At 72.1% G+C, this 19,680-nt stretch carries 21 protein-coding genes; 15 read left to right on the top strand and 6 right to left on the bottom strand.

The window, feature by feature from the left end:
- Window positions 1-60: 60 nt before the first annotated feature.
- The 4 genes from ACIRF8_RS21935 (at window position 61) to ACIRF8_RS21920 (ending at window position 4,501) form a co-directional block, all read left to right on the top strand.
- Entirely contained in the window at window positions 61-498 is a 438-nt protein-coding gene (locus ACIRF8_RS21935; RefSeq protein ID WP_404217096.1) for a gamma-glutamylcyclotransferase, read from the top strand.
- Between the two features lie 112 nt (window positions 499-610).
- Window positions 611-1,447, top strand: coding sequence for a purine-nucleoside phosphorylase (locus ACIRF8_RS21930; protein WP_404217095.1), 837 nt, complete (start codon window positions 611-613; stop codon window positions 1,445-1,447).
- A 47-nt stretch (window positions 1,448-1,494) separates the two neighbouring features.
- On the top strand, window positions 1,495-3,150 hold the full coding sequence (locus ACIRF8_RS21925; protein ID WP_404217094.1) for a phospho-sugar mutase: 1,656 nt from the start codon (window positions 1,495-1,497) through the stop codon (window positions 3,148-3,150).
- 154 nt (window positions 3,151-3,304) lie between these two features.
- Window positions 3,305-4,501 carry a hypothetical protein gene (locus ACIRF8_RS21920; protein ID WP_404217093.1) on the top strand — a complete coding sequence of 399 codons (1,197 nt, stop codon included), beginning with the start codon at window positions 3,305-3,307 and terminating at the stop codon, window positions 4,499-4,501.
- 9 nt (window positions 4,502-4,510) lie between these two features.
- Here ACIRF8_RS21920 and ACIRF8_RS21915 read toward each other — a convergent pair whose 3' ends face one another.
- The gene (locus ACIRF8_RS21915; protein WP_404217092.1) at window positions 4,511-5,125 is read right to left on the bottom strand and encodes a PH domain-containing protein; all 615 of its coding nucleotides are present in this window, start codon (window positions 5,123-5,125) and stop codon (window positions 4,511-4,513) included.
- A gap of 198 nt (window positions 5,126-5,323) precedes the next feature.
- On the opposite strand from ACIRF8_RS21915, the gene deoC reads away from it, so the two are divergent.
- Genes deoC through ACIRF8_RS21900 form a run of 3 tightly spaced genes read left to right on the top strand, consistent with a single transcriptional unit; the run spans window position 5,324 to window position 8,639 of the window.
- A complete protein-coding gene (gene deoC / locus ACIRF8_RS21910) occupies window positions 5,324-6,286 on the top strand; it encodes a deoxyribose-phosphate aldolase (protein WP_404217520.1) in 963 nt (320 codons plus the stop codon).
- A gap of 12 nt (window positions 6,287-6,298) precedes the next feature.
- Window positions 6,299-7,744: an aldehyde dehydrogenase family protein gene (locus ACIRF8_RS21905; protein ID WP_404217091.1), complete on the top strand. Its 1,446-nt coding sequence runs from the start codon at window positions 6,299-6,301 to the stop codon at window positions 7,742-7,744.
- On the top strand, window positions 7,737-8,639 hold the full coding sequence (locus tag ACIRF8_RS21900) for an aldehyde dehydrogenase family protein (RefSeq protein WP_404217090.1): 903 nt from the start codon (window positions 7,737-7,739) through the stop codon (window positions 8,637-8,639). Before ACIRF8_RS21905 ends, ACIRF8_RS21900 begins: the two co-directional genes overlap by 8 nt.
- A gap of 77 nt (window positions 8,640-8,716) precedes the next feature.
- Here ACIRF8_RS21900 and ACIRF8_RS21895 read toward each other — a convergent pair whose 3' ends face one another.
- Window positions 8,717-9,511, bottom strand: coding sequence for a TetR/AcrR family transcriptional regulator (locus tag ACIRF8_RS21895; RefSeq protein ID WP_404217088.1), 795 nt, complete (start codon window positions 9,509-9,511; stop codon window positions 8,717-8,719).
- Window positions 9,512-9,665: 154 nt separating this feature from the next.
- Here ACIRF8_RS21895 and ACIRF8_RS21890 point away from each other — a divergent pair, with 154 nt between their 5' ends.
- Both ACIRF8_RS21890 and ACIRF8_RS21885 read left to right on the top strand, forming a co-directional pair.
- Window positions 9,666-10,259: an NADPH-dependent FMN reductase gene (locus tag ACIRF8_RS21890; protein WP_404217087.1), complete on the top strand. Its 594-nt coding sequence runs from the start codon at window positions 9,666-9,668 to the stop codon at window positions 10,257-10,259.
- 26 nt (window positions 10,260-10,285) lie between these two features.
- The gene (locus ACIRF8_RS21885; RefSeq protein ID WP_404217086.1) at window positions 10,286-11,746 is read left to right on the top strand and encodes a DHA2 family efflux MFS transporter permease subunit; all 1,461 of its coding nucleotides are present in this window, start codon (window positions 10,286-10,288) and stop codon (window positions 11,744-11,746) included.
- Between the two features lie 7 nt (window positions 11,747-11,753).
- Here the strand turns inward: ACIRF8_RS21885 and ACIRF8_RS21880 are convergent, their stop codons facing one another.
- On the bottom strand, window positions 11,754-12,155 hold the full coding sequence (locus tag ACIRF8_RS21880) for a hypothetical protein (RefSeq protein ID WP_404217085.1): 402 nt from the start codon (window positions 12,153-12,155) through the stop codon (window positions 11,754-11,756).
- 144 nt (window positions 12,156-12,299) lie between these two features.
- On the opposite strand from ACIRF8_RS21880, the gene ACIRF8_RS21875 reads away from it, so the two are divergent.
- A complete protein-coding gene (locus ACIRF8_RS21875; protein ID WP_404217084.1) occupies window positions 12,300-12,944 on the top strand; it encodes an ATP-binding protein in 645 nt (214 codons plus the stop codon).
- 158 nt (window positions 12,945-13,102) lie between these two features.
- Here the strand turns inward: ACIRF8_RS21875 and ACIRF8_RS21870 are convergent, their stop codons facing one another.
- Window positions 13,103-13,861, bottom strand: a complete 759-nt coding sequence (locus tag ACIRF8_RS21870; RefSeq protein WP_404217083.1) for a SigE family RNA polymerase sigma factor — start codon at window positions 13,859-13,861, stop codon at window positions 13,103-13,105.
- 215 nt (window positions 13,862-14,076) lie between these two features.
- Here ACIRF8_RS21870 and afsQ1 point away from each other — a divergent pair, with 215 nt between their 5' ends.
- The 5 genes from afsQ1 to ACIRF8_RS21845 all read left to right on the top strand — a co-directional run bounded on the left by afsQ1 (window position 14,077) and on the right by ACIRF8_RS21845 (window position 17,865).
- Window positions 14,077-14,754: a two-component system response regulator AfsQ1 gene (afsQ1, locus tag ACIRF8_RS21865; protein ID WP_161300939.1), complete on the top strand. Its 678-nt coding sequence runs from the start codon at window positions 14,077-14,079 to the stop codon at window positions 14,752-14,754.
- A complete protein-coding gene (locus ACIRF8_RS21860; protein WP_404217082.1) occupies window positions 14,751-16,340 on the top strand; it encodes an ATP-binding protein in 1,590 nt (529 codons plus the stop codon). Before afsQ1 ends, ACIRF8_RS21860 begins: the two co-directional genes overlap by 4 nt.
- A complete protein-coding gene (locus tag ACIRF8_RS21855) occupies window positions 16,337-16,939 on the top strand; it encodes a hypothetical protein (RefSeq protein ID WP_404217081.1) in 603 nt (200 codons plus the stop codon). The genes ACIRF8_RS21860 and ACIRF8_RS21855 overlap by 4 nt, the downstream gene beginning before the upstream one ends.
- A gap of 91 nt (window positions 16,940-17,030) precedes the next feature.
- Window positions 17,031-17,573 (top strand): VanZ family protein, encoded by a 543-nt coding sequence (locus ACIRF8_RS21850; RefSeq protein WP_404217079.1) that lies wholly within the window; start codon window positions 17,031-17,033, stop codon window positions 17,571-17,573.
- Window positions 17,574-17,664: 91 nt separating this feature from the next.
- Window positions 17,665-17,865, top strand: a complete 201-nt coding sequence (locus ACIRF8_RS21845; protein WP_404217078.1) for a PspC domain-containing protein — start codon at window positions 17,665-17,667, stop codon at window positions 17,863-17,865.
- A gap of 75 nt (window positions 17,866-17,940) precedes the next feature.
- Here ACIRF8_RS21845 and ACIRF8_RS21840 read toward each other — a convergent pair whose 3' ends face one another.
- Window positions 17,941-18,297 carry an ATP-binding protein gene (locus ACIRF8_RS21840; RefSeq protein ID WP_404217077.1) on the bottom strand — a complete coding sequence of 119 codons (357 nt, stop codon included), beginning with the start codon at window positions 18,295-18,297 and terminating at the stop codon, window positions 17,941-17,943.
- A gap of 216 nt (window positions 18,298-18,513) precedes the next feature.
- Window positions 18,514-19,647: an adenosine deaminase gene (locus tag ACIRF8_RS21835; RefSeq protein WP_404217076.1), complete on the bottom strand. Its 1,134-nt coding sequence runs from the start codon at window positions 19,645-19,647 to the stop codon at window positions 18,514-18,516.
- Window positions 19,648-19,680 lie beyond the last annotated feature (33 nt).

The raw sequence follows: 19,680 nt of genomic DNA, 5'->3' as shown, positions 1-19,680 counted from the left end.
GGGCGGGGGTGTACGCACTTCGCTCAGAGCACAGGCGGCAACTGCCGTACCCTCGGACCCATGTCGCTCTACGCCGCGTACGCCGGCAATCTCGACCCGCGGCTCATGACGCGCCGCGCCCCGCACTCGCCGCTGCGCGCCACCGGGTGGCTCTCGGGCTGGCGGCTGACGTTCGGGGGCGAACACATGGGCTGGGAGGGCGCGCTCGCCACGATCGTGGAGGCGCCCCGCTCGCAGGTCTTCGTGGCGCTGTACGACATCGCCCCCATGGACGAGGAGTCCATGGACCGCTGGGAGGGTGTCGGGCTCGACATCTACCGCCGGATGCGGGTGCGGGTGGACACCCTCGAAGGCAAGGAGCCCGCCTGGGTGTACGTGCTGAACGGGTACGAGGGCGGCCTTCCCTCGGCGCGCTACCTGGGCGAGATCGCGGACGCGGCGGAGTCGGCGGGCGCCCCGCACGACTATGTGATGGAGATGCGCAAGCGTCCTTGCTGAGCGCGCGGTCAGCCGCCGGGCCGAATTTCGTCGGAAACGACAAGACAACGATCGCAATACCGTGAGGCTCGGCATCTACGCGCGTAGGACTTGAGCCGCTACCCTCAAGCGCGTGAACGCATCTGTTACTCCGGACAACCTCCAGGGCGCCGGCCCGGTCGACCCCAGGGTCGCCGCCGACGCCGCCGCCTCGCGCCTGCGCGAGCTCACCGGCGCCGAGACCCATGACGTCGCCCTCGTGATGGGCTCCGGCTGGGCACCGGCCGCCGAGGCGCTGGGCGCGCCCGCCGCCGAGTTCCCCTTCACCGCGCTGCCCGGCTTCACCGGCGCGGCCGTGGCGGGCCACGGCGGCAAGGTCCGCTCGTACCTGATCGGCGAGAAGCGCGCCCTGGTCTACCTGGGCCGCACCCACTTCTACGAGGGCCACGGAGTCGCGTCCGTCGCGCACGGCGTGCGCACCGCCGCCGCCGCGGGCTGCAAGACGATCGTGCTGACCAACGGCTGCGGCGGCCTGCGCCAGGGCATGCGCCCGGGCCAGCCGGTCCTCATCTCCGACCACCTCAACCTGACGGCCACGTCGCCGATCGTCGGCGCCAACTTCGTCGACCTCACCGACCTGTACTCGCCGCGCCTGCGCGCCCTGTGCCAGGAGATCGACCCGACGCTGGAGGAGGGCGTGTACGCCCAGTTCCCCGGCCCGCACTACGAGACGCCCGCCGAGGTCCGGATGGCCGGCATCCTCGGCGCCGACCTCGTCGGCATGTCCACCGTCCTGGAGGCCATCGCGGCCCGTGAGGCGGGCGTGGAGGTCCTCGGCATCTCCCTGGTCACCAACCTGGCCGCGGGCCTGTCCGGCGAACCGCTCAACCACGCGGAGGTCCTCCAGGCCGGCCGTGACTCCGCCGCGCGCATGGGCGAGCTGCTGACCAAGGTCCTCGCCAAGATCTGAGCCCCGTCCCGCACCCGTACGTCCCTGAATGCCGAAGGAAGCCGACCGTGACCGTACAAGGCAGCGAACTGCTCGACCGGGCGAAGACCTGGCTGGCGGAGGACCCCGACGAGGAGACCCGCGCGGAGCTGGCCGCCCTCATCGACAGCGGTGACCTCGACGCGCTCGGCGAGCGGTTCGCCGGCACGCTCCAGTTCGGCACGGCCGGACTCCGCGGCGAACTGGGCGCGGGCCCCATGCGGATGAACCGCGCGGTGGTCATCCGCGCGGCCGCGGGCCTCGCCGCGTATCTGAAGGCCCAGGGACAGACCGACGGCGTGGTCGGCACCGTCGTCATCGGGTACGACGCCCGCCACAAGTCGGCGGACTTCGCGCGCGACACGGCGGCGGTGATGGTGGGCGCCGGGCTGCGCGCGGCGGTCCTTCCGCGACCGCTGCCCACGCCCGTGCTCGCCTTCGCCATACGGCATCTGGGCGCGGTCGCGGGTGTGGAGGTCACCGCCTCCCACAACCCGCCCCGGGACAACGGCTACAAGGTGTATCTCGGCGACGGTTCGCAGATCGTGCCGCCCGCCGACGCGGAGATCGCCGCCGAGATCGACGCGGTGGCGTCGCTGCACGACGTGGAGCGCCCGGAGTCCGGCTGGGAGACGCTCGGCGAGGAGGTCCTGGAGGCGTACCTGGCGCGTACGGACGCCGTCCTCGCCGCCGGGTCCGCGCGCACGGCCCGCACGGTCTACACCGCCATGCACGGCGTCGGCAAGGACACGCTCCTCGCCGCCTTCGCGCGCGCGGGCTTCCCCGAGCCGGTGCTCGTGCCCGAGCAGGCCGATCCCGACCCGGACTTCCCGACGGTCGCGTTCCCGAACCCGGAGGAGCCGGGCGCGATGGACCTGTCCTTCGCGACGGCCCGCGCCCTGCCCGAGGCCCCCGACCTGATCATCGCCAACGACCCGGACGCGGACCGCTGCGCCGTGGCCGTCCGGGACGGCGAGGACTGGCGGATGCTGCGCGGCGACGAGGTGGGCGCACTGCTCGCGGCGCACCTGGTCGAGCGCGGCGTACACGGCGTCCTCGCCGAGTCGATCGTCTCCTCCTCCCTCCTCGGCCGGATCGCCGAGGCGGCGTCGCTCCCGTACGAGGAGACGCTGACGGGCTTCAAGTGGATCGCCCGCGTCGAGGGCCTGCGCTACGGCTACGAGGAGGCGCTCGGCTACTGCGTCGACCCCGAGGGCGTGCGCGACAAGGACGGCATCACGGCCGCGCTGCTCGTGACCGAGCTGGCGAGCGAGCTCAAGGAGCGGGGCCGCACCCTCCTGGACGCGCTCGACGACCTGGCCCTGGCCCACGGGCTGCACGCCACGGACCAGTTGAGCGTGCGCGTCGAGGACGTCTCGGTCATCGCGGCGGCCATGCGGCGCCTGCGCGAGCGTCCGCCGTCGGCACTCGCCGGGCTCGCGGTGACCCGGGCCGACGACCTGTCGGCCGGTGAGGGCGGCCTGCCGCCCACGGACGGGCTGCGCTACACGCTGGACGGCGCGCGGGTCATCGTCCGCCCGTCCGGCACGGAGCCCAAGCTGAAGTGCTACCTGGAGGTCGTGGTGCCGGTGGCCGACCGGTCGGCGCTGCCCGCGGCGCGGGCGACGGCCTCGGACCTGCTCGCCGCGGTGAAGCGGGACCTCGCGGAGGCCGCGGGCATCTGACGCGGCGTCCACCGCGAGGCGGAGCCCGCCGGGCGCACTCGTCCGAGTGATGCGCGCGGGTCAGTTGACGGAGTCCGGAGCGACAGCGGCCGGGGGCGACGGGAACGTTGCCCCCGCAGACCGTCCCCGTCCCCGTCCCGCAGGAGCCGCCGACGTGTCCCCGACCGCCGCACCCGAGGCCGCCCTCCTCCTTGAGGCACACCCCGTCCGCCCGGCCCCGGGACCCATGACGGGCCTGCGCGACCGGTTCCTCGGCTCCCTGCGGCGCGCGGCCCCCGCCCTGTTCGCGTACGCGGCCGTCCGCACCGTCGTGCTACTCGTCCTCGGCATCTGGGCGCACAAGGAGGGCCACGGCGTCTGGCCCGCGCTCGCCGCGGACTGGGACGCCAAGTGGTACCTGGGCATCGCCGACCACGGCTACGAGCACCGGCTCGGCACCAAGTACGACGCCAACAACCTCGCCTTCTTCCCGCTCTACCCCTGCCTCGTCAAGGCGCTGGCCGCCGTGACGCCGGGCTCGCGGGCGAGCGTGGGGCTGGTCCTGGCGGCCCTGGCGTCCTTCCCCGCCGCGTGGGGCGTCTTCGCGGTCGGCGACCGGCTGCACGGGCGCCGCGTGGGTGTCCTGCTCACCCTGCTCTGGGCGTGCCACCCCGTCGGCATCGTCCAGTGGATGGGCTACACCGAGTCCTTGTTCACCGCGTTCGTGGCATGGTCCCTGTACGCGGTCCTGACCGGCCGCTGGGTCTGGGCGGGGACCCTCGCGGCACTCGCCGGTCTGACCCGCCCGACCGGCGTCGCGCTCGCCGCCGCCGTCCTCCTGTGCGGCCTGCTGGCCCTGCGCCGCCGCTTCTGCCCGCGGGTCCTGGCGGGCACCCTGCTCGCCCCGCTCGGCTGGCTCGGGTACGTGGGCTGGGTCGGGCTGCGCCTCGGTCGCTGGGACGGCTACTTCGCCGTACAACGGCTGTGGCGCAACGAGATCGACGGCGGCCTCGTCACCCTGCGCCACTTCCGGAGCCTTCTCGCCTACGACTCGACGCCCGAACTGTTCCTGGTGATGGTGACGGTGACGCTCCTCGCGTCCGCCGTCCTGTACGTGTACGCGCTCGGGGACCGCCAGCCGCTGGCCCTGCTGATCTTCACCGGGGTCCTGCTCGCGATCGTGCTCGGCAGCGGCGGCGTCTACTTCTCACGGGCCCGCTTCCTGGCCCCCGGCTTCCCCCTGCTGCTCCCGCTCGCCCTGGCGCTGGCACGAGCCTCGCGGCGCACCCTGGTCCTGGGCGTGTCGGGGGCGGTGCTGGGCGCCGCGTACTGCGGCGCGTACATGCTCCTGGTGTGGCCGAGCGCGCCCTAGTGAGGGCGCTCAGCCCAGCGCGACGAGGACGACCAGCAGGACGGCTCCGGCGACGGCCGGGGCGATGATCTCGTAGGCCCAGCGGACGACCGGCTCGCCCTGCGACGTGGTCGCCTGCGCGCGGGCCTGCCACAGCTCGCGCAGCTCGTCCATCGACTTGTCGGCGGGCGCGCGCCGCTCGGAGACGGGGGCCGGCGTCACATCCTGCTGAACGCGCCCACCGGGTCGCGGCTGGGCGGGGCGGCGCTGGGCCTTGCGGCGGGCGCGCAGCGAGACCGGGATGGACCAGAGCTGGTACTTGGTCCCCGCCTCGTCGAACACCTCGTTGGAGTATCCGGAGCGGAAGTTGGCGACGGCGGCCCAGGGCAGCGTGATGACGCGGAACGGGTTGCGCACGCGCAGCCGGTCCTCGTTGCCGAAGACGGCGGGGCGGATGGTGAACGCGACGACGAGCGGCACGGCGAACAGCAGCCCGGCGAGCGCGAACCACGGCGTGCGACCGTCCCCGCCGAACACGGCGTCGGCACCGAGCCAGGCGCCGAGGGCGAGGAGCACGACACCGCCCGCGATGCCGGCGGGCGACCGATAGACACGGTCCGGGGAGGTGACGGGGCGGCTGCTCATGCCCACGATTCTGCCGCACGCCCACCCGAACCCGATGACAGCCCCGAAGTTCGGGCCCCTCCGGCGATCGAGGGGCGGGGTCCGGGGCGGAGCCCCGTGGCAGGAAGACAGCCCCGGGCGCCCGACCGACGAGGCAAGCGGCCACGACCCCGCCCCCTATACAGCCGCTACGCGCGTAGATATGCTCCCCTCGTGACCATGCCCACTGCACCCACCCCCGCCGGAGAACACGCGTTGTCCGACGCTGTCGCTTCCGAGGCCACTCTGCGCCGATTCCTCCAGGGTCTGCCTGGCGTCGACGCGGTGGGCCTGGAGGGCCGCGCCGCCGCGCTCGGGACCCGCTCCATCAAGACCACGGCGAAGGCGTACGCCATCGACCTGGCCATTTCGATGATCGACCTGACGACCCTGGAAGGCGCCGACACCCCGGGCAAGGTCCGGGCCCTCGGCGCGAAGGCCGTCAACCCGGACCCGACCGACCGGACCGCCCCGCGCACCGCGGCCGTCTGCGTCTATCCGGACCGCGTGGCCGTCGCGAAGGAGGCCGTCGCCGGTACGGACGTCAAGGTCGCGTCCGTCGCCACCGCCTTCCCCGCGGGCCGCGCCGCCCTGGACGTCAAGCTCGGCGACGTCCGTGAGGCCGTCGCCGCGGGCGCCGACGAGATCGACATGGTCATCGATCGCGGCGCGTTCCTCGCGGGCCGGTACATGCGGGTCTACGAGGAGATCCGCGCCGTGAAGGAGGCCTCCGGGTCCGCCCGGCTCAAGGTCATCTTCGAGACCGGCGAGCTGTCGACGTACGACAACATCCGGCGCGCGAGCTGGATCGGCATGCTGGCCGGCGCCGACTTCATCAAGACCTCGACCGGCAAGGTGGGGGTCAACGCCACCCCCGCCAACACGCTGCTGATGCTGGAGGCGGTGCGCGACTTCCGCGAGGCCACCGGCGTCCAGGTCGGCGTGAAGCCCGCCGGCGGCATCCGCACCTCGAAGGACGCCGTCAAGTTCCTCGTGATCGTGAACGAGACCGTGGGCGAGGACTGGCTCGACAACCACTGGTTCCGGTTCGGCGCCTCCAGCCTCCTGGGCGATCTGCTGATGCAGCGCCAGAAGCTGGCCACAGGCCGCTACTCCGGTCCCGACTACGTGACGGTGGACTGAGACCTCATGGCTATGGAAAAGCAGACATCCGCGTTCGTGTACGCACCGGCCCCCGAGTCCCGCTCGGTCGTCGACATCGCCCCGTCCTACGGGCTGTTCATCGACGGCGAGTTCACCGAGGCCGCCGACGGCAAGGTCTTCAAGACCGTCTCCCCGTCCACCGAGGAGGTCCTCTCCGAGGTCGCGCAGGCCGGTGAGGCCGACGTCGACCGCGCGGTGGAGGCCGCCCGCAAGGCGTTCGAGAAGTGGTCGGCGCTGCCCGGCGCCGAGCGCGGCAAGTACCTGTTCCGGATCGCCCGCATCATCCAGGAGCGCTCCCGCGAACTCGCCGTCCTGGAGACCCTGGACAACGGCAAGCCCATCAAGGAGACGAGGGACGCCGACCTGCCCCTCGTGGCCGCGCACTTCTTCTACTACGCGGGCTGGGCCGACAAGCTCGACCACGCGGGGTACGGGCCGAAGCCGAGGCCGCTCGGCGTCGCGGGCCAGGTCATCCCGTGGAACTTCCCGCTGCTCATGCTGGCCTGGAAGATCGCCCCGGCGCTCGCCACCGGCAACACGGTCGTCCTCAAGCCCGCCGAGACGACCCCGCTGTCCGCCCTGTTCTTCGCGGACATCTGCCGCCAGGCCGGTCTGCCCAAGGGCGTCGTCAACATCCTTCCCGGGTACGGCGACGCGGGCGCCGCGCTCGTCGCGCACCCCGGCGTGAACAAGGTGGCCTTCACCGGCTCCACGGCGGTCGGCAAGCAGATCGCCCGGACCGTCGCCGGCACGGACAAGAAGCTCACACTCGAACTGGGCGGCAAGGGCGCCAACATCGTCTTCGACGACGCCCCGCTCGACCAGGCCGTCGAGGGCATCGTCACCGGCATCTTCTTCAACCAGGGCCAGGTCTGCTGCGCGGGCTCGCGCCTGCTGGTGCAGGAGTCCGTCCAGGACGAGCTGCTGCACGCGCTCAAGCGGCGCCTGTCGACCCTGCGCCTCGGCGACCCGCTCGACAAGAACACCGACATCGGCGCGATCAACTCCGCGGAGCAGCTCGCCCGGATCACCGCGCTCGCCGAGACCGGCGAGGCCGAGGGCGCCGAGCGCTGGTCGGCCCCGTGCGAGCTGCCGTCGTCCGGGTACTGGTTCGCGCCGACGCTGTTCACCGGCGTCACGCAGGCGCACACCATCGCCCGCGACGAGATCTTCGGCCCGGTCCTGTCCGTGCTGTCCTTCCGTACGCCGGAGGAGGCCGTCGCCAAGGCCAACAACACGCAGTACGGGCTCTCGGCGGGCATCTGGACCGAGAAGGGTTCGCGGATCCTCGCCGTGGCGAACAAGCTGCGGGCCGGGGTCGTCTGGGCCAACACGTTCAACAAGTTTGATCCGACCTCGCCGTTCGGCGGTTACAAGGAGTCGGGCTTCGGCCGCGAGGGCGGCCGCCACGGCCTGGAGGCATACCTCGATGTCTGATAAGTCCGAGTCGACGCGACTGTCCGTCTTCAAGACCTACAAGCTGTACGTGGGCGGGAAGTTCCCGCGTTCCGAGAGCGGCCGGGTGTACGAAGTGACCGACTCGAAGGGCAAGTGGCTGGCGAACGCGCCGCTCTCGTCCCGCAAGGACGGCCGGGACGCCGTCGTCGCCGCGCGCAAGGCGTTCGGCGGCTGGTCGGGCGCGACGGCGTACAACCGCGGGCAGATCCTCTACCGCGTCGCCGAGATGCTGGAGGGCCGCCGCGAGCAGTTCGTGCGCGAGGTCGCCGAGGCGGAGGGCCTGGGCAGGTCCAAGGCGTCCGCCATGGTGGACGCGGCGATCGACCGCTGGGTCTGGTACGCGGGCTGGACCGACAAGATCGGCCAGGTCGTGGGCGGCGCCAACCCGGTGGCCGGTCCGTACCTCAACCTCTCGACGCCCGAGCCGACCGGTGTCGTCGTGGTCGTCGCGCCGCAGGAGTCGCCGTTCCTCGGGCTCGTCTCGGTGATCGCCCCGGTCATCGCCTCGGGCAACACGGCGGTGGTCATCGCCTCCGAGCGGGCCCCGCTCCCGGCGCTCTCCCTCGGCGAGGTGCTGGCCACCTCCGACCTGCCGGGCGGCGTCGTCAACATCCTGTCCGGCAAGGCGTCGGAGATCGCCCCGTCGCTCGCCGCGCACCAGGACGTGAACGGCATCGACCTCACCGGCGCCGACGTGGCGCTCGCCAAGGAGCTGGAGATCGCGGCGGCGGACAACCTGAAGCGCGTACGCCGTCCCCAGCCTGTGGAGGACTTCACCGCGGACCCGGGCACGGAGCGGCTGACCCGGTTCCTGGAGACCAAGACGGTCTGGCACCCGACGGGCTCACTGGGCGCGTCCGGTTCTTCGTACTAGACCCCGCAACCGCCGACACCGAGGCCCCGGCCCCTTCTCCGTCCAGGAGGGGCCGGGGCCTCGCCCGTTCCCTGGCCTCAGATCCCGAGGCGCTGCGCGATGCCGTCGAGGACGCAGTCGAGGCCGAACTCGAACTCCCAGGCCGGGTCGTCCTTGCGCGTCGCGGACAGGGCGTACTTCTTGTAGGTGGGGTAACGGCCGGTGCCCATCAGGTAGTTCATCTGGGGTGCGAGCGCCTGCCGGGTCTCGGCGCCGCTCTCCCAGCCGTGCTCCCGCTTGTACGCGCGCAACGCGATCTCCGCCTGCGTCGCGCCGTGGACGAACGCGCCGACCGCGCGGAACGCGGCCATCATCGAGTCGGCGTCGAGGTCGCGGCCGGCCAGCGCCCGCAACTGCCGCTCCGCGACGGCCATCCGGGCGGGGGTGAGCTGGATCAGCGACGTCGGCACCTGTCCGAGCCAGGGATGCCTGAGCATCAGCTCCCGCGTCTGCACGGCGAAGGAGCGCAGCACCTCGCGCCAGTCCGCCACGTCGTCGTCCACCGTGAGCCCGGCCGAGACCCGGTCGAACATGAGCGCCCACAGATCGCCCTTGCCGGAGACGTGCCGGTACGCGGCCATGGGCGCGACGCCGAGCTTGGTGGCGAGCCGCCGCATGGTGACGGCGCTCGCGCCCTCCTCGTCGGCCAGTTCCACGGCCGCCGCGGCGATGCGGTCCAGCGTCAGCGAGGCGCGCCGGGTGGGCGCGGGCCGCTCCAGACGCTCCCACAGCGAGGGCTCGACCAGCCGACTCTCCGTGCTGACGCCGCTGTCGGCGTTGACGCCGTTGTCGGCGTCGTCGCCGTCGTCGCCGTCATCCTTGCCTGCCGCCACGGTCCCATCCTCTCGCTCACTGCGTCGTGTACAGCGTATCGCCAGTAGACGCCGTACACATCCCGTGTGTACGTTGTACGCGACAGATACGCCGTACACAGGCGATCGCATCGACAGCCGCGCACGCCCAGCGTGTCCGGCCCAGGGGGTTCACATGGCCAGCAACGCTCCGCTCCGCATCGCCGTCCTCGTCGGCTCCACCCGCGAGGGCCGCTTCGCGCCCGTCGTCGTCAAGTGGCTCACCGGCCACCTCGGGCAGCGCGAGGACCTGCGCGCCGACGTCGTCGACCTCACCGAGACGCCGCTGCCCACCGTCCTGCCCGCCTTCGGCCAGGACGCGCCGGCGGGGACCGCGGAGGCCCTCGCCCGCGTCTCCCCGCGGCTGGCCGCGGCCGACGCGTTCGTCTTCGTCACACCCGAGTACAACCACAGCTTCCCGGCGGCCCTGAAGAACGCGATCGACTGGCACAACGAACAGTGGCACGCAAAGCCGGTCGCATTCGTGTCGTACGGCGGACTCTCCGGCGGTCTGCGGGCGGTCGAGCACCTGCGTGTCGTGATGGCCGAGTTGAACGCCATGACCATTCGCAACACGGTCAGCTTCCACCAGGCGTACGGGGCGTTCGCGGCGGACGGCCGCGTCGACGACCCGGCGGTGGACACCGCCGCGAAGGCCATGCTCGACCAGCTCACCTGGTGGGCCCACGCCCTGCGCGACGCCAAGGCCGTCCGCCCGTACGCGGCCTGACCCGCCGTCATCTCCCAGGGGGAGCCATGACGACACGTACGGACCTCACGACATCCGGCGACGCGAAGGCCGGGGCCGCGCCGTCCCGGTGGGTCGTCCTCGGTCTGCTGCTCGGCATCGTGCTCGCCACGCTCGACGGCACCGTCGTCGGTACGGCCCTGCCGATCATCGTCGGCGACCTGGGCGGCCTCACCCATCTGTCCTGGGTGGTGACGGCGTATTTGCTGACCACCGCCGTCTCCACCCCCCTGTGGGGAAAGCTCGGCGACCTCTACGGCCGCAAAGGCAGCTATCTGGCCTCCATCACGGTCTTCCTCACCGGTTCCGTCCTGTGCGGACTCGCCCAGGACATGGGCCACTTGATCGCCTTCCGGGCCGTGCAGGGGATCGGCGCGGGCGGTCTGTTCGTGGGGGCGCTCTCGCTCATCGGGACGTTGCTGACACCGGCGGAGGCGGCCCGCTCGCAGTCGCTCATCGGCGTGCTGCTGCCCGCCGCCTTGATCGGCGGCCCACTCGTCGGCGGCTTCCTCACCGACCAGCTCGACTGGCGCTGGGTGTTCTACGTCAACCTCCCCGTCGGCGCCGTCGCCCTCGTCCTGATCGGCACCGGCGTCCGGGTGCGTACGGAACGGATCCGGGCCCGCGTCGACCTCGCGGGCGCCGCGCTGCTCACCGCGGCGATCCTCGCCCTGACCCTCCTCGCGAGCTGGGCCGGCACGACGTACGCCTGGGCGTCACCGCGCATCCTCGGGCTCGCGCTCCTGTCGGCGGCGGCCCTCGCGGCGTTCGTTCGGGCGGAGCGGCGGGCGGTCGAACCGGTGATCCCGCCCCGCCTGTTCCGCGACCGGAACTTCACCGTCGCCCAGGTCCTCGGCTTCACGTCCGGGGCGGCCATGATCGCGGCGGCCAGTTATCTCCCGCAGTACATGCAGCTCGTGCGCGGCATGTCGGCGACACGGAGCGGACTGCTGCTGCTCCCGCTGATGCTCGGCATGATGGCCGCCCAACTGTGGATCGGCCGCCGGGTGAGCGCCGGTGGGGCCTACCGCCCCTACCCCGTCGCGGGCGGCGCCCTCGCGGTCCTGGGCGCGCTGGCCCTGCTCCTGCTCGGCACCGGAACCCCGGCGTGGGCGGCGTCCGCCCTGACGCTGCTGCTCGGCGCGGGACTCGGCTGCCTGATGCAGCCCGCGCTGCTGATCACCATGAACAGCGCGGAGCCGCGGGACATGGGCGCGGCGAACGGCACCCAGACGCTGCTGCGGACGGTCGGCGGTTCGCTCGGGGTGGCGGTGCTCGGCTCGGTCTTCGCGGGCCGGGTGCGGGAGGGGGCGAGCCCGGACGTGTTCCGGGCGAGCGTCGTCCACGGGCTGCACGGCGTGGCGATCGGCACGGCGGCGCTGTGCGCGGTGGCGTTCGCCGTCGCCTGGGCGGTGCGCGAAGTGCCCCTGCGGACGCGCCCCGAGCCCGCGGCGACGCCCGGTGACTGACCCCGGCTCAGCCCGGCAGTACGCCCGTGACCGCGCCGACGACCGGCAGCTCTCCCAGCGAACCGCCCTTGGCCAGCGGGGCGGTGAGCGGGGCCGTGCTGACCGGCTTGAAGTCCGCGACCTGGGTGCCCACCGCGTTGTCCAGCGGATCGGAGCCCGTGCCGGCCAGCGGGTTGACGGGCAGGTCCTTGAGGGGGCCGAGCCCGTAGGTGGTCGCCGAGCCGAGCGCCTGGGTCAGGACCTGGACCGGAGCGCCCGTGTCGCTCCCGGCGGCCGGCGCGGCGCTCACGGCGCCGGCGCCCGCGGCGACGGCCGCACCGGCGGCGGTCACGGTCAGGCCCGCGCGCAGCAGGGCGCGACGGGCGCCGGAGGTCAGGATCGGGTTCTTGCGGGCTGCGTGCAGAGCCATGATCTTTACGCCTGGGCCTTTCGTTCCGGGAACAGCACAACGGCAGGTAACAACAGAACCACCCAGCGTAGTTGACGTGGTGCGCACCACATCACCACCACGCGGGCTCGGCGCCGGGTCGTCCATGCCGCACACTGGTCTCTCGTGAGTTCGCATCCCCCGATACCGACCCGGGTCGTCCTGCTGTCAGGGCCCTCCGGCTCCGGAAAGTCGTCGTTCGCCGCCCGCTCCGGGCTTCCCGTGCTGTGCCTGGACGATTTCTACAAGGAGGGTGACGACCCGACGCTGCCGCTGGTGCCGGGCAGTTCGGACATCGACTGGGACTCGCCGGCGTCCTGGGACACGGAGGCGGCGCTCGCCGCGATCGTCGAGCTGTGCGAGAAGGGGCGTACGAACGTTCCCGTCTACTCCATCGCCACCAGCGCGCGGGTGGGCGAAGAGGCGCTCGACATCGAGCGCACGCCCCTGTTCATCGCGGAAGGCGTCTTCGCCGCGGACATCGTGGAGCGCTGCCGTGAGCTGGGCGTGCTGGCCGACGCGCTGTGTCTGCGGGGCAGGCCCGCGACGACGTTCCGCCGCCGGCTCCTGCGCGACCTGCGCGAGGGCCGCAAGTCGGTGCCGTTCCTGCTGCGCCGCGGCTGGCGCCTGATGCGCGCGGAGCGTTCCATCGTGGCCCGGCAGGTCGCGCTGGGCGCGCACGCCTGCGGCAAGGACGAGGCGCTCGGTCGCCTCGCGGCGGCAGCGGCGGGCCGCTGCGTGAAGGCGCGGGCCGCCTCCCAGGGCCGCTGAGCGCACACGAAGAAGCGGGACCAGAATGCCCCCCGGCCTTCTGGTCCCGCTCGTTCCCCCCCCGTGGCGATCCCCCGTGATCCCCCCGGATATCGCATCCCCCCGGACGACCCCGCTCCCCCGAACAGGGCCGCCGTCCCTCCCCCCGGAGAGGTGCCTCAGGCGACGAGCTCCCCGAAGCACTCCTCCTGGTCCCGGCCGAAGCTCAGGACCTCGTCATCCCGCAGCCGCCGCAGCGACCGCCAGATGCTCGACTTCACCGTGCCGACGCTGATGTCGAGGATCTCCGCGATCTCGGGGTCGGTACGGCCCTCGTAATAGCGGAGCACGAGCATCGTGCGCTGGAGTTCGGGAAGGCGGGCCAGTGCCTGCCACAGCACCGCGCGCAGCTCCGTGCCGCGCATCGCGTCCGTGTCGCCCGCCGTCTCCGGCAGCTCCTCGGTCGGGTACTCGTTCAGCTTGCGGCGGCGCCACGCGCTGATGTGCAGGTTGGTCATGGTGCGGCGCAGGTAGCCCCCGACCGCGGCCTTGTCGCTGATCCGGTCCCAGGCCCGGTACGTCGAGAACAGCGCGCTCTGGAGCAGGTCCTCGGCCTCGAACCGGTCACCGGTCAGGTGGTAGGCGGTGGCGTACAGGGAGGCGCGGCGCTCCTGGACGTAGGCCGTGAACTCGGCCTCCGACAGGGACGTCCGCCGCTCCCCCGATTCCTCCCTGTACGCGGCTCCCCCGTGAGCGACCTTCTCGGTCACCGCCTCGTGCGCGTCGACCACCGTCATGAACACGGTGTGCTGACGCCCGGCGCCGCGAGCGCACCCCCGCCCGCTCACGGCACCGGACTTCTCGTGACGCTCGGTACGGCCCATGTCGTGCAGGCGCGTGACAACTGCGTTTGATGTGGTGCTGTGCAGCGTGTTCATCTCGCGCCCCCCGTCGTGGAGTCCGGTACGTCCGTCATTCGTTCCTTGCGTCATCGCGGTTCTTCGTTGCGATGCCCAAAAGCTTGCCGGGGCGACTTCATGACGGTGTCCTCCGACTGTCACAGACCTGTCACAGGGACTCCGCCTGTGCGGGTCGGGTGTGGGACCTCTCCCTCGGTCGAACTAAAGCCCTCCCATGGGCCAGAATGGCGCTTGTGCCTTCCCTGTTGCTGATCGAGGACGACGACGCCATCCGCACGGCCCTGGAGCTGTCTCTTACCCGCCAGGGTCATCGGGTGGCCACCGCTGCCACCGGTGAGGACGGTCTGAAGCTGTTGCGCGAGCAGCGGCCCGACCTGATCGTCCTCGACGTGATGCTGCCCGGCATCGACGGGTTCGAGGTGTGCCGCCGTATCCGGCGCACGGACCAACTGCCGATCATCCTGCTCACCGCGCGCAGCGACGACATCGACGTGGTGGTCGGCCTGGAGTCCGGGGCGGACGACTACGTGGTCAAGCCCGTGCAGGGGCGGGTGCTCGACGCCCGTATCCGCGCGGTGCTGCGCCGCGGTGAGCGCGAGGCCAACGACGCGGCGTCGTTCGGTTCCCTGGTCATCGACCGGGCCGCGATGACCGTCACCAAGAACGGCGAGGACCTGCAACTGACCCCGACCGAGCTGCGGTTGCTGCTCGAACTGAGCCGGCGGCCCGGACAGGCGCTGTCCCGGCAGCAGTTGCTGCGCCTGGTGTGGGAGCACGACTACCTGGGCGATTCGCGGCTCGTGGACGCCTGTGTGCAGCGGCTGCGGGCGAAGGTCGAGGACGTGCCGTCGTCCCCGACGCTGATCCGTACCGTGCGCGGCGTGGGCTACCGGCTGGACTCTCCTCAGTGACCGAGCCGCACGACAAGCACCGCGGCTGGACCGCGGCGAAGAGGGCGATACCGGCCGGTCTGCGCTTCACCAGTCTGCGCCTGCGCCTCGTCGTGGTGTTCGCGCTGGTCGCCCTGACGGCCGCGGTCTCCGCGTCCGGGATCGCGTACTGGCTCAACCGCGAGGCCGTGCTGACGCGGACGCAGGACTCGGCGCTCAGCGACTTCCAGCAGGAGATGCAGAACCGGGCCGCGGTGCTGCCCGCGCACCCCACCCAGGGCGAGTTGCAGCACGCGGCGGACCTGATGGCCGACAGCAGTCAGCACTTCAGCGTGCTGCTCATCGGCACGGACGAGAACGGCCGCCGGGTGGTGGGCAACTCCGACCTGGACGCCTTCACCGTCGCCGACGTACCGCGCTCGCTGCGCGACGCCGTCGACAAGAAGCAGCGGATCACCGACGGCAACAAGCACGCGTACCACCTGTACTGGCAGCGGACCACGCGCGACGACACCCCGTACCTGGTGGGCGGCGCCAAGGTGGACGGCGGGCCGACCGGCTACATGCTCAAGTCGCTCGAACCGGAGGCCAAGGACCTCAGCTCCCTGGCCTGGTCGCTCGGGATCGCCACCGCGCTCGCGCTGATCGGCTCCGCGCTGCTCGCGCAGGCCGCCGCGACGACCGTGCTGAAGCCGGTGCACCGCCTCGGCATCGCCGCGCGCCGGCTCGGCGAGGGCAAGCTCGACACCCGGCTGCACGTCTCGGGCACCGACGAACTCGCCGAACTGTCGCGGACGTTCAACAAGACGGCCGAGAACCTGGAGAAGAAGGTCGCCGACATGACCGCGCGCGACGAGGCCTCGCGCCGGTTCGTCGCCGACATGTCGCACGAGCTGCGGACGCCGCTGACCGCGATCACCGCCGTCACCGAGGTCCTGGAGGAGGAGCTGGACGCGGAGACCGGCTCCGTCGACCCGATGATCGAACCCGCGGTGCGGCTCGTCGTCAGCGAGACCCGGCGCCTGAACGACCTCGTCGAGAACCTCATGGAGGTCACCCGCTTCGACGCGGGAACGGCCCGGCTCGTCGTCGACACCGTCGACATCGCCGACCAGATCACCGCCTGCATCGACGCCCGCGCCTGGCTGGACGCCGTCGAACTCGACGCCGAGCGCGGCAACCTGGTCCGCCTCGACCCGCGCCGCCTCGACGTGATCCTCGCCAACCTCATCGGCAACGCCCTCAAGCACGGCGGCTCCCCGGTGCGGGTCTCCGTGCGGACCGAACCGCAGGAGGGCGCGGGACTCGTCATCGCCGTACGCGACCACGGACCCGGCATCCCCGAGGACGTCCTGCCGCACGTCTTCGACCGGTTCTACAAGGCGAGCGCGTCACGGCCGCGGTCGGAGGGCAGTGGCCTCGGGCTGTCCATCGCCCTGGAGAACGCGCATATCCACGGTGGCGAGATCACGGCCGCCAACCACCCCGAGGGCGGCGCGGTGTTCACGCTGCGGCTGCCGGTGGACGCCGCGCCCCTGCCCGGCAGCGACCCGGACGGCACCGACGACACCGCCAAGGACTCCCAGGAAGGCGGTGTCGCCAAGTGACACGACGTGGACGGCTGTGGGGGCTGCTCGCCCTCACGGCGGTACTGCTGTCCGGGTGCGGGATCCGCTCCACGGAGGTGCCCACCGACTTCGGCGCGGCACCCACGCGCGTGGGCTGCTCCCTCTCGGGCGCGAACGGGGTGGAGGCCCGGGCGGCCGGCGAGTTCGGTGTGCAGGTCTTCCTCGTGTGCACGTCGCAGCTCGTGACGGTCGACAGGACCGTCACCGTGCCGCGCGACCGGACCTCCGACCGGGTCGGTGTCGCCCAGGAACTCCTGGCGCAGCTCGCCAGGCCGCTGACGGCCAAGGAGAAGCAGGCCGGGTACACCACGGACGTCGGCTCCGGCACGAAGGTCTCGGGCCCGCGCGACGGCGACCCCGCGGACGCGCTGCGCCTGAACACCCCGCCGGACGATCTGTCGCCGTACGCCCTGGCCCAGATCGTCTGCACATTCGCGAACAGCAAGGTCACGACGGACGGCGAGGACCATGTCGCCCTCGGCGGCCCCGGCGACGACCCGCTGCGCGCCTACGAGTGCTCCGACGCGGTGAAGGCACGGCCCGGCACGGCCCCGGCGCCCGCCCAGACGGTGGGCTAGGACCACCGCTCCAGGCGGCGCGCCGGGGAGTGACCCAGCTCATCGTGTGCCCCCCGGAACCGTTCCTCCCGCCACGGGCGTCTAGGGGATCGTGCAGCGTCACAGCTCGGACGGCCATGAGCCCGTCATCCGCTTCCGTACGGCAGGACTCGTCCTCCTGGCCGTGCATCTCCTCTTCGTCGCATGGGTGACGCTGCGGCCTCTGGACGTGCCCTGGGTCAGCGCCGCGAACCTGCATCCCCTGGCCGGTATCCGCGCCGATCTGGCGCTCGGCTGGCAGGAGGGCGGCAAGCGCCTCGGTGAGGGCCTCGTGCTGCTGGCCCCGCTCGGTGTGCTGCTGCCTCTCGCGGGCGGCCGGGTCGCCGTCTCCCGGTGGGGTTCACTGGTGCGCACGGTCGCGGCGGGCGCGCTGATCTCGCTCGGTATCGAACTGCTCCAGACCGGGGTGCCGGGCCAGGTCGTGGACATCGACTCGCTGCTTCTGAACACCGTGGGCGTCGCCCTCGCGCACCTCCTCGTGGTGCCCCTGCTGCGGGCCAGGCTCCGCCGCGGGGCGAAGGCCGCGCCCCTCCCTCAGCAGGAGCCCGCTCAGGGTCCGACCCCGACGATTCCCAGGGTCGGCGTCGCCCCGTGAGCTGATGCCCCGCCTCCTTCGGGCCCGTACCTTCGAATACGTAAGCACCTCATACGAGAGCACCCCGCGAAGGTGCGCGAAGGAGCCCACCATGACCGCCCTTGCCCGCCCCACCGACGGACGGATGCTCGGCGGAGTGTGCGCAGCGCTGGCACGGCGCTTCGGCACCTCCGCGACCACGATGCGCGTGATCTTCGTGCTGTCGTGCCTGCTGCCCGGCCCGCAGTTCCTGCTCTACATCGCGCTGTGGGCCCTGCTGCCGAGTGAGAACAAGGCGCGCCAGGCCTGGTGACCCGCGCCGGTACGGCGAAAGAAAAAAGGGGCGCACCCGCGATGTCGCGGGTGCGCCCCTTCGTGCTGCCGCGGGTCAGCCGAGGGCCCCGGCGGCGTCGGCGAGCGGCAGGCCCTGGGTGGGAAGCTGGCTGACCGGCAGGCCACCCATCAGTCCGCCGACCGGGTCGCCGCCCTCGGTGAGCTTCTGGACGACGGGCTGGGCGGCGGTCAGGCCGTTGCCGAGGGCGCTCTGCGCGCCGGCCAGGGCCTGGGGGCCACCGGCGGGCAGGGAGCTGAGCGCCCCTTCGAGGGGGAGACCCGAGGTCACGGAGCCGAGGGTGCCGGCGGCGTCCGGCAGGGCCGGGGCGGCGTTCGCGGCACCGGCACCGGCGGCGGCGAAGGCGACGCCGAGGGCGGCGACACCGAGGGTCTTGGCGGCAGACTGCTTCATGGGGTCCTTTGTTCCTTGTCCCTGGGGGATGCGGTTCCGTTCCCGGCAAACACGCGAGATCACCCAGGAGTTACTACCCGCCCGCGCCGCGCACGCCGGGACCCGCTTCCGTGGGGGTGGAGGAAGCGCAGGTCAGGCGGGCGAAGCGGGGCCGGTGGAGGGAGCGGGGCGAGCCCCGCCCGCCGTCAACCCCATGTTGACCGCGGGCGGCATCCGCTAGTGGAACAGCCACTCCGCGCGCAGTTCGGCGTAGCGCGGCTTCACGACGTCGTTGATCATCGCCAGGCGCTCGTCGAACGGGATGAAGGCCGACTTGAGCGCGTTCACGGTGAACCACTCGAAGTCGGTGAGCGTGTAGCCGAACGCGTCGGCCAGGTGCTCGAACTCGCGGCTCATCGACGTGCCGGACATCAGCCGGTTGTCCGTGTTCACGGTGACGCGGAACCGCAGCTTGCGCAGCAGACCGATCGGGTGCTCGGCGTACGAACTGGCCGCGCCCGTCTGGAGGTTGGACGACGGGCACATCTCCAGCGGGATGCGCTTGTCGCGTACGTAGCTCGCGAGGCGGCCCAGTTCGACCGTGCCGTCGTCGGCGACCTGGATGTCGTCGATGATGCGCACGCCGTGGCCGAGGCGGTCGGCGCCGCACCACTGGAGCGCCTGCCAGATGGAGGGCAGGCCGAAGGCCTCACCGGCGTGGATCGTGAAGTGGTTGTTCTCGCGCTTGAGGTACTCGAACGCGTCGAGGTGGCGGGTGGGAGGGTAGCCTGCCTCGGCGCCCGCGATGTCGAAGCCGACCACGCCCAGGTCGCGGTAGCGGTTGGCGAGTTCGGCGATCTCCAGGGCGCGGGCCGCGTGCCGCATCGCGGTGAGCAGCGCGCCGACGCGGATGCGGTGGCCGTTCTCCTTCGCGCGGCGCTCGCCCTCGCGAAAGCCCTCGTTGACCGCCTCGACGACCTCTTCGAGGGTGAGGCCCCGCTCCAGGTGCTGCTCGGGCGCGTAGCGGATCTCGGCGTAGACGACGCCGTCCTCGGCGAGGTCCTCGGCGCACTCGGCGGCGACGCGGACGAGGGCTTCGCGCGTCTGCATGACGGCACAGGTGTGGGCGAACGTCTCCAGGTACCGCTCGAGGGAGCCGGAGTCGGCGGCCTCGCGGAACCAGATGCCGAGCTTGTCGGGGTCGGTCTCGGGCAGGTCCGCGTAACCCTGCTCGCGGGCCAGGTCGACGATCGTGCCGGGACGCAGCCCTCCGTCGAGGTGGTCGTGCAGGAGCACCTTGGGGGCGCGGCGGATCTGCTCCGAGGTCGGAGCCTGGGGGCTGTTGGAGTGCGCGATGGGCTGGCTCGTCATTTCGGCACTCTAACTCCTACGCGCGTAGATAGC

It is taken from the genome of Streptomyces sp. NPDC102406, assembly GCF_044765725.1.
Lineage (GTDB): Bacteria > Actinomycetota > Actinomycetes > Streptomycetales > Streptomycetaceae > Streptomyces.
This window is presented reverse-complemented; position numbering and strand designations above follow the sequence as displayed.

Excerpts from the sequence above, each read along its gene's own strand:
- ACIRF8_RS21885 (WP_404217086.1), top strand. The coding sequence starts at position 10,286 with ATGACGACACGTACGGACCTCACGACATCCGGCGACGCGAAGGCCGGG.
- ACIRF8_RS21840 (WP_404217077.1), bottom strand. The coding sequence starts at position 18,297 with ATGAAGCAGTCTGCCGCCAAGACCCTCGGTGTCGCCGCCCTCGGCGTC.
- ACIRF8_RS21880 (WP_404217085.1), bottom strand. The coding sequence starts at position 12,155 with ATGGCTCTGCACGCAGCCCGCAAGAACCCGATCCTGACCTCCGGCGCC.
- ACIRF8_RS21870 (WP_404217083.1), bottom strand. The coding sequence starts at position 13,861 with ATGAACACGCTGCACAGCACCACATCAAACGCAGTTGTCACGCGCCTG.
- ACIRF8_RS21890 (WP_404217087.1), top strand. The coding sequence starts at position 9,666 with ATGGCCAGCAACGCTCCGCTCCGCATCGCCGTCCTCGTCGGCTCCACC.
- ACIRF8_RS21900 (WP_404217090.1), top strand. The coding sequence starts at position 7,737 with ATGTCTGATAAGTCCGAGTCGACGCGACTGTCCGTCTTCAAGACCTAC.
- deoC (WP_404217520.1), top strand. The coding sequence starts at position 5,324 with ATGCCCACTGCACCCACCCCCGCCGGAGAACACGCGTTGTCCGACGCT.
- ACIRF8_RS21935 (WP_404217096.1), top strand. The coding sequence starts at position 61 with ATGTCGCTCTACGCCGCGTACGCCGGCAATCTCGACCCGCGGCTCATG.
- ACIRF8_RS21915 (WP_404217092.1), bottom strand. The coding sequence starts at position 5,125 with ATGAGCAGCCGCCCCGTCACCTCCCCGGACCGTGTCTATCGGTCGCCC.
- ACIRF8_RS21905 (WP_404217091.1), top strand. The coding sequence starts at position 6,299 with ATGGAAAAGCAGACATCCGCGTTCGTGTACGCACCGGCCCCCGAGTCC.
- ACIRF8_RS21835 (WP_404217076.1), bottom strand. The coding sequence starts at position 19,647 with ATGACGAGCCAGCCCATCGCGCACTCCAACAGCCCCCAGGCTCCGACC.
- ACIRF8_RS21845 (WP_404217078.1), top strand. The coding sequence starts at position 17,665 with ATGACCGCCCTTGCCCGCCCCACCGACGGACGGATGCTCGGCGGAGTG.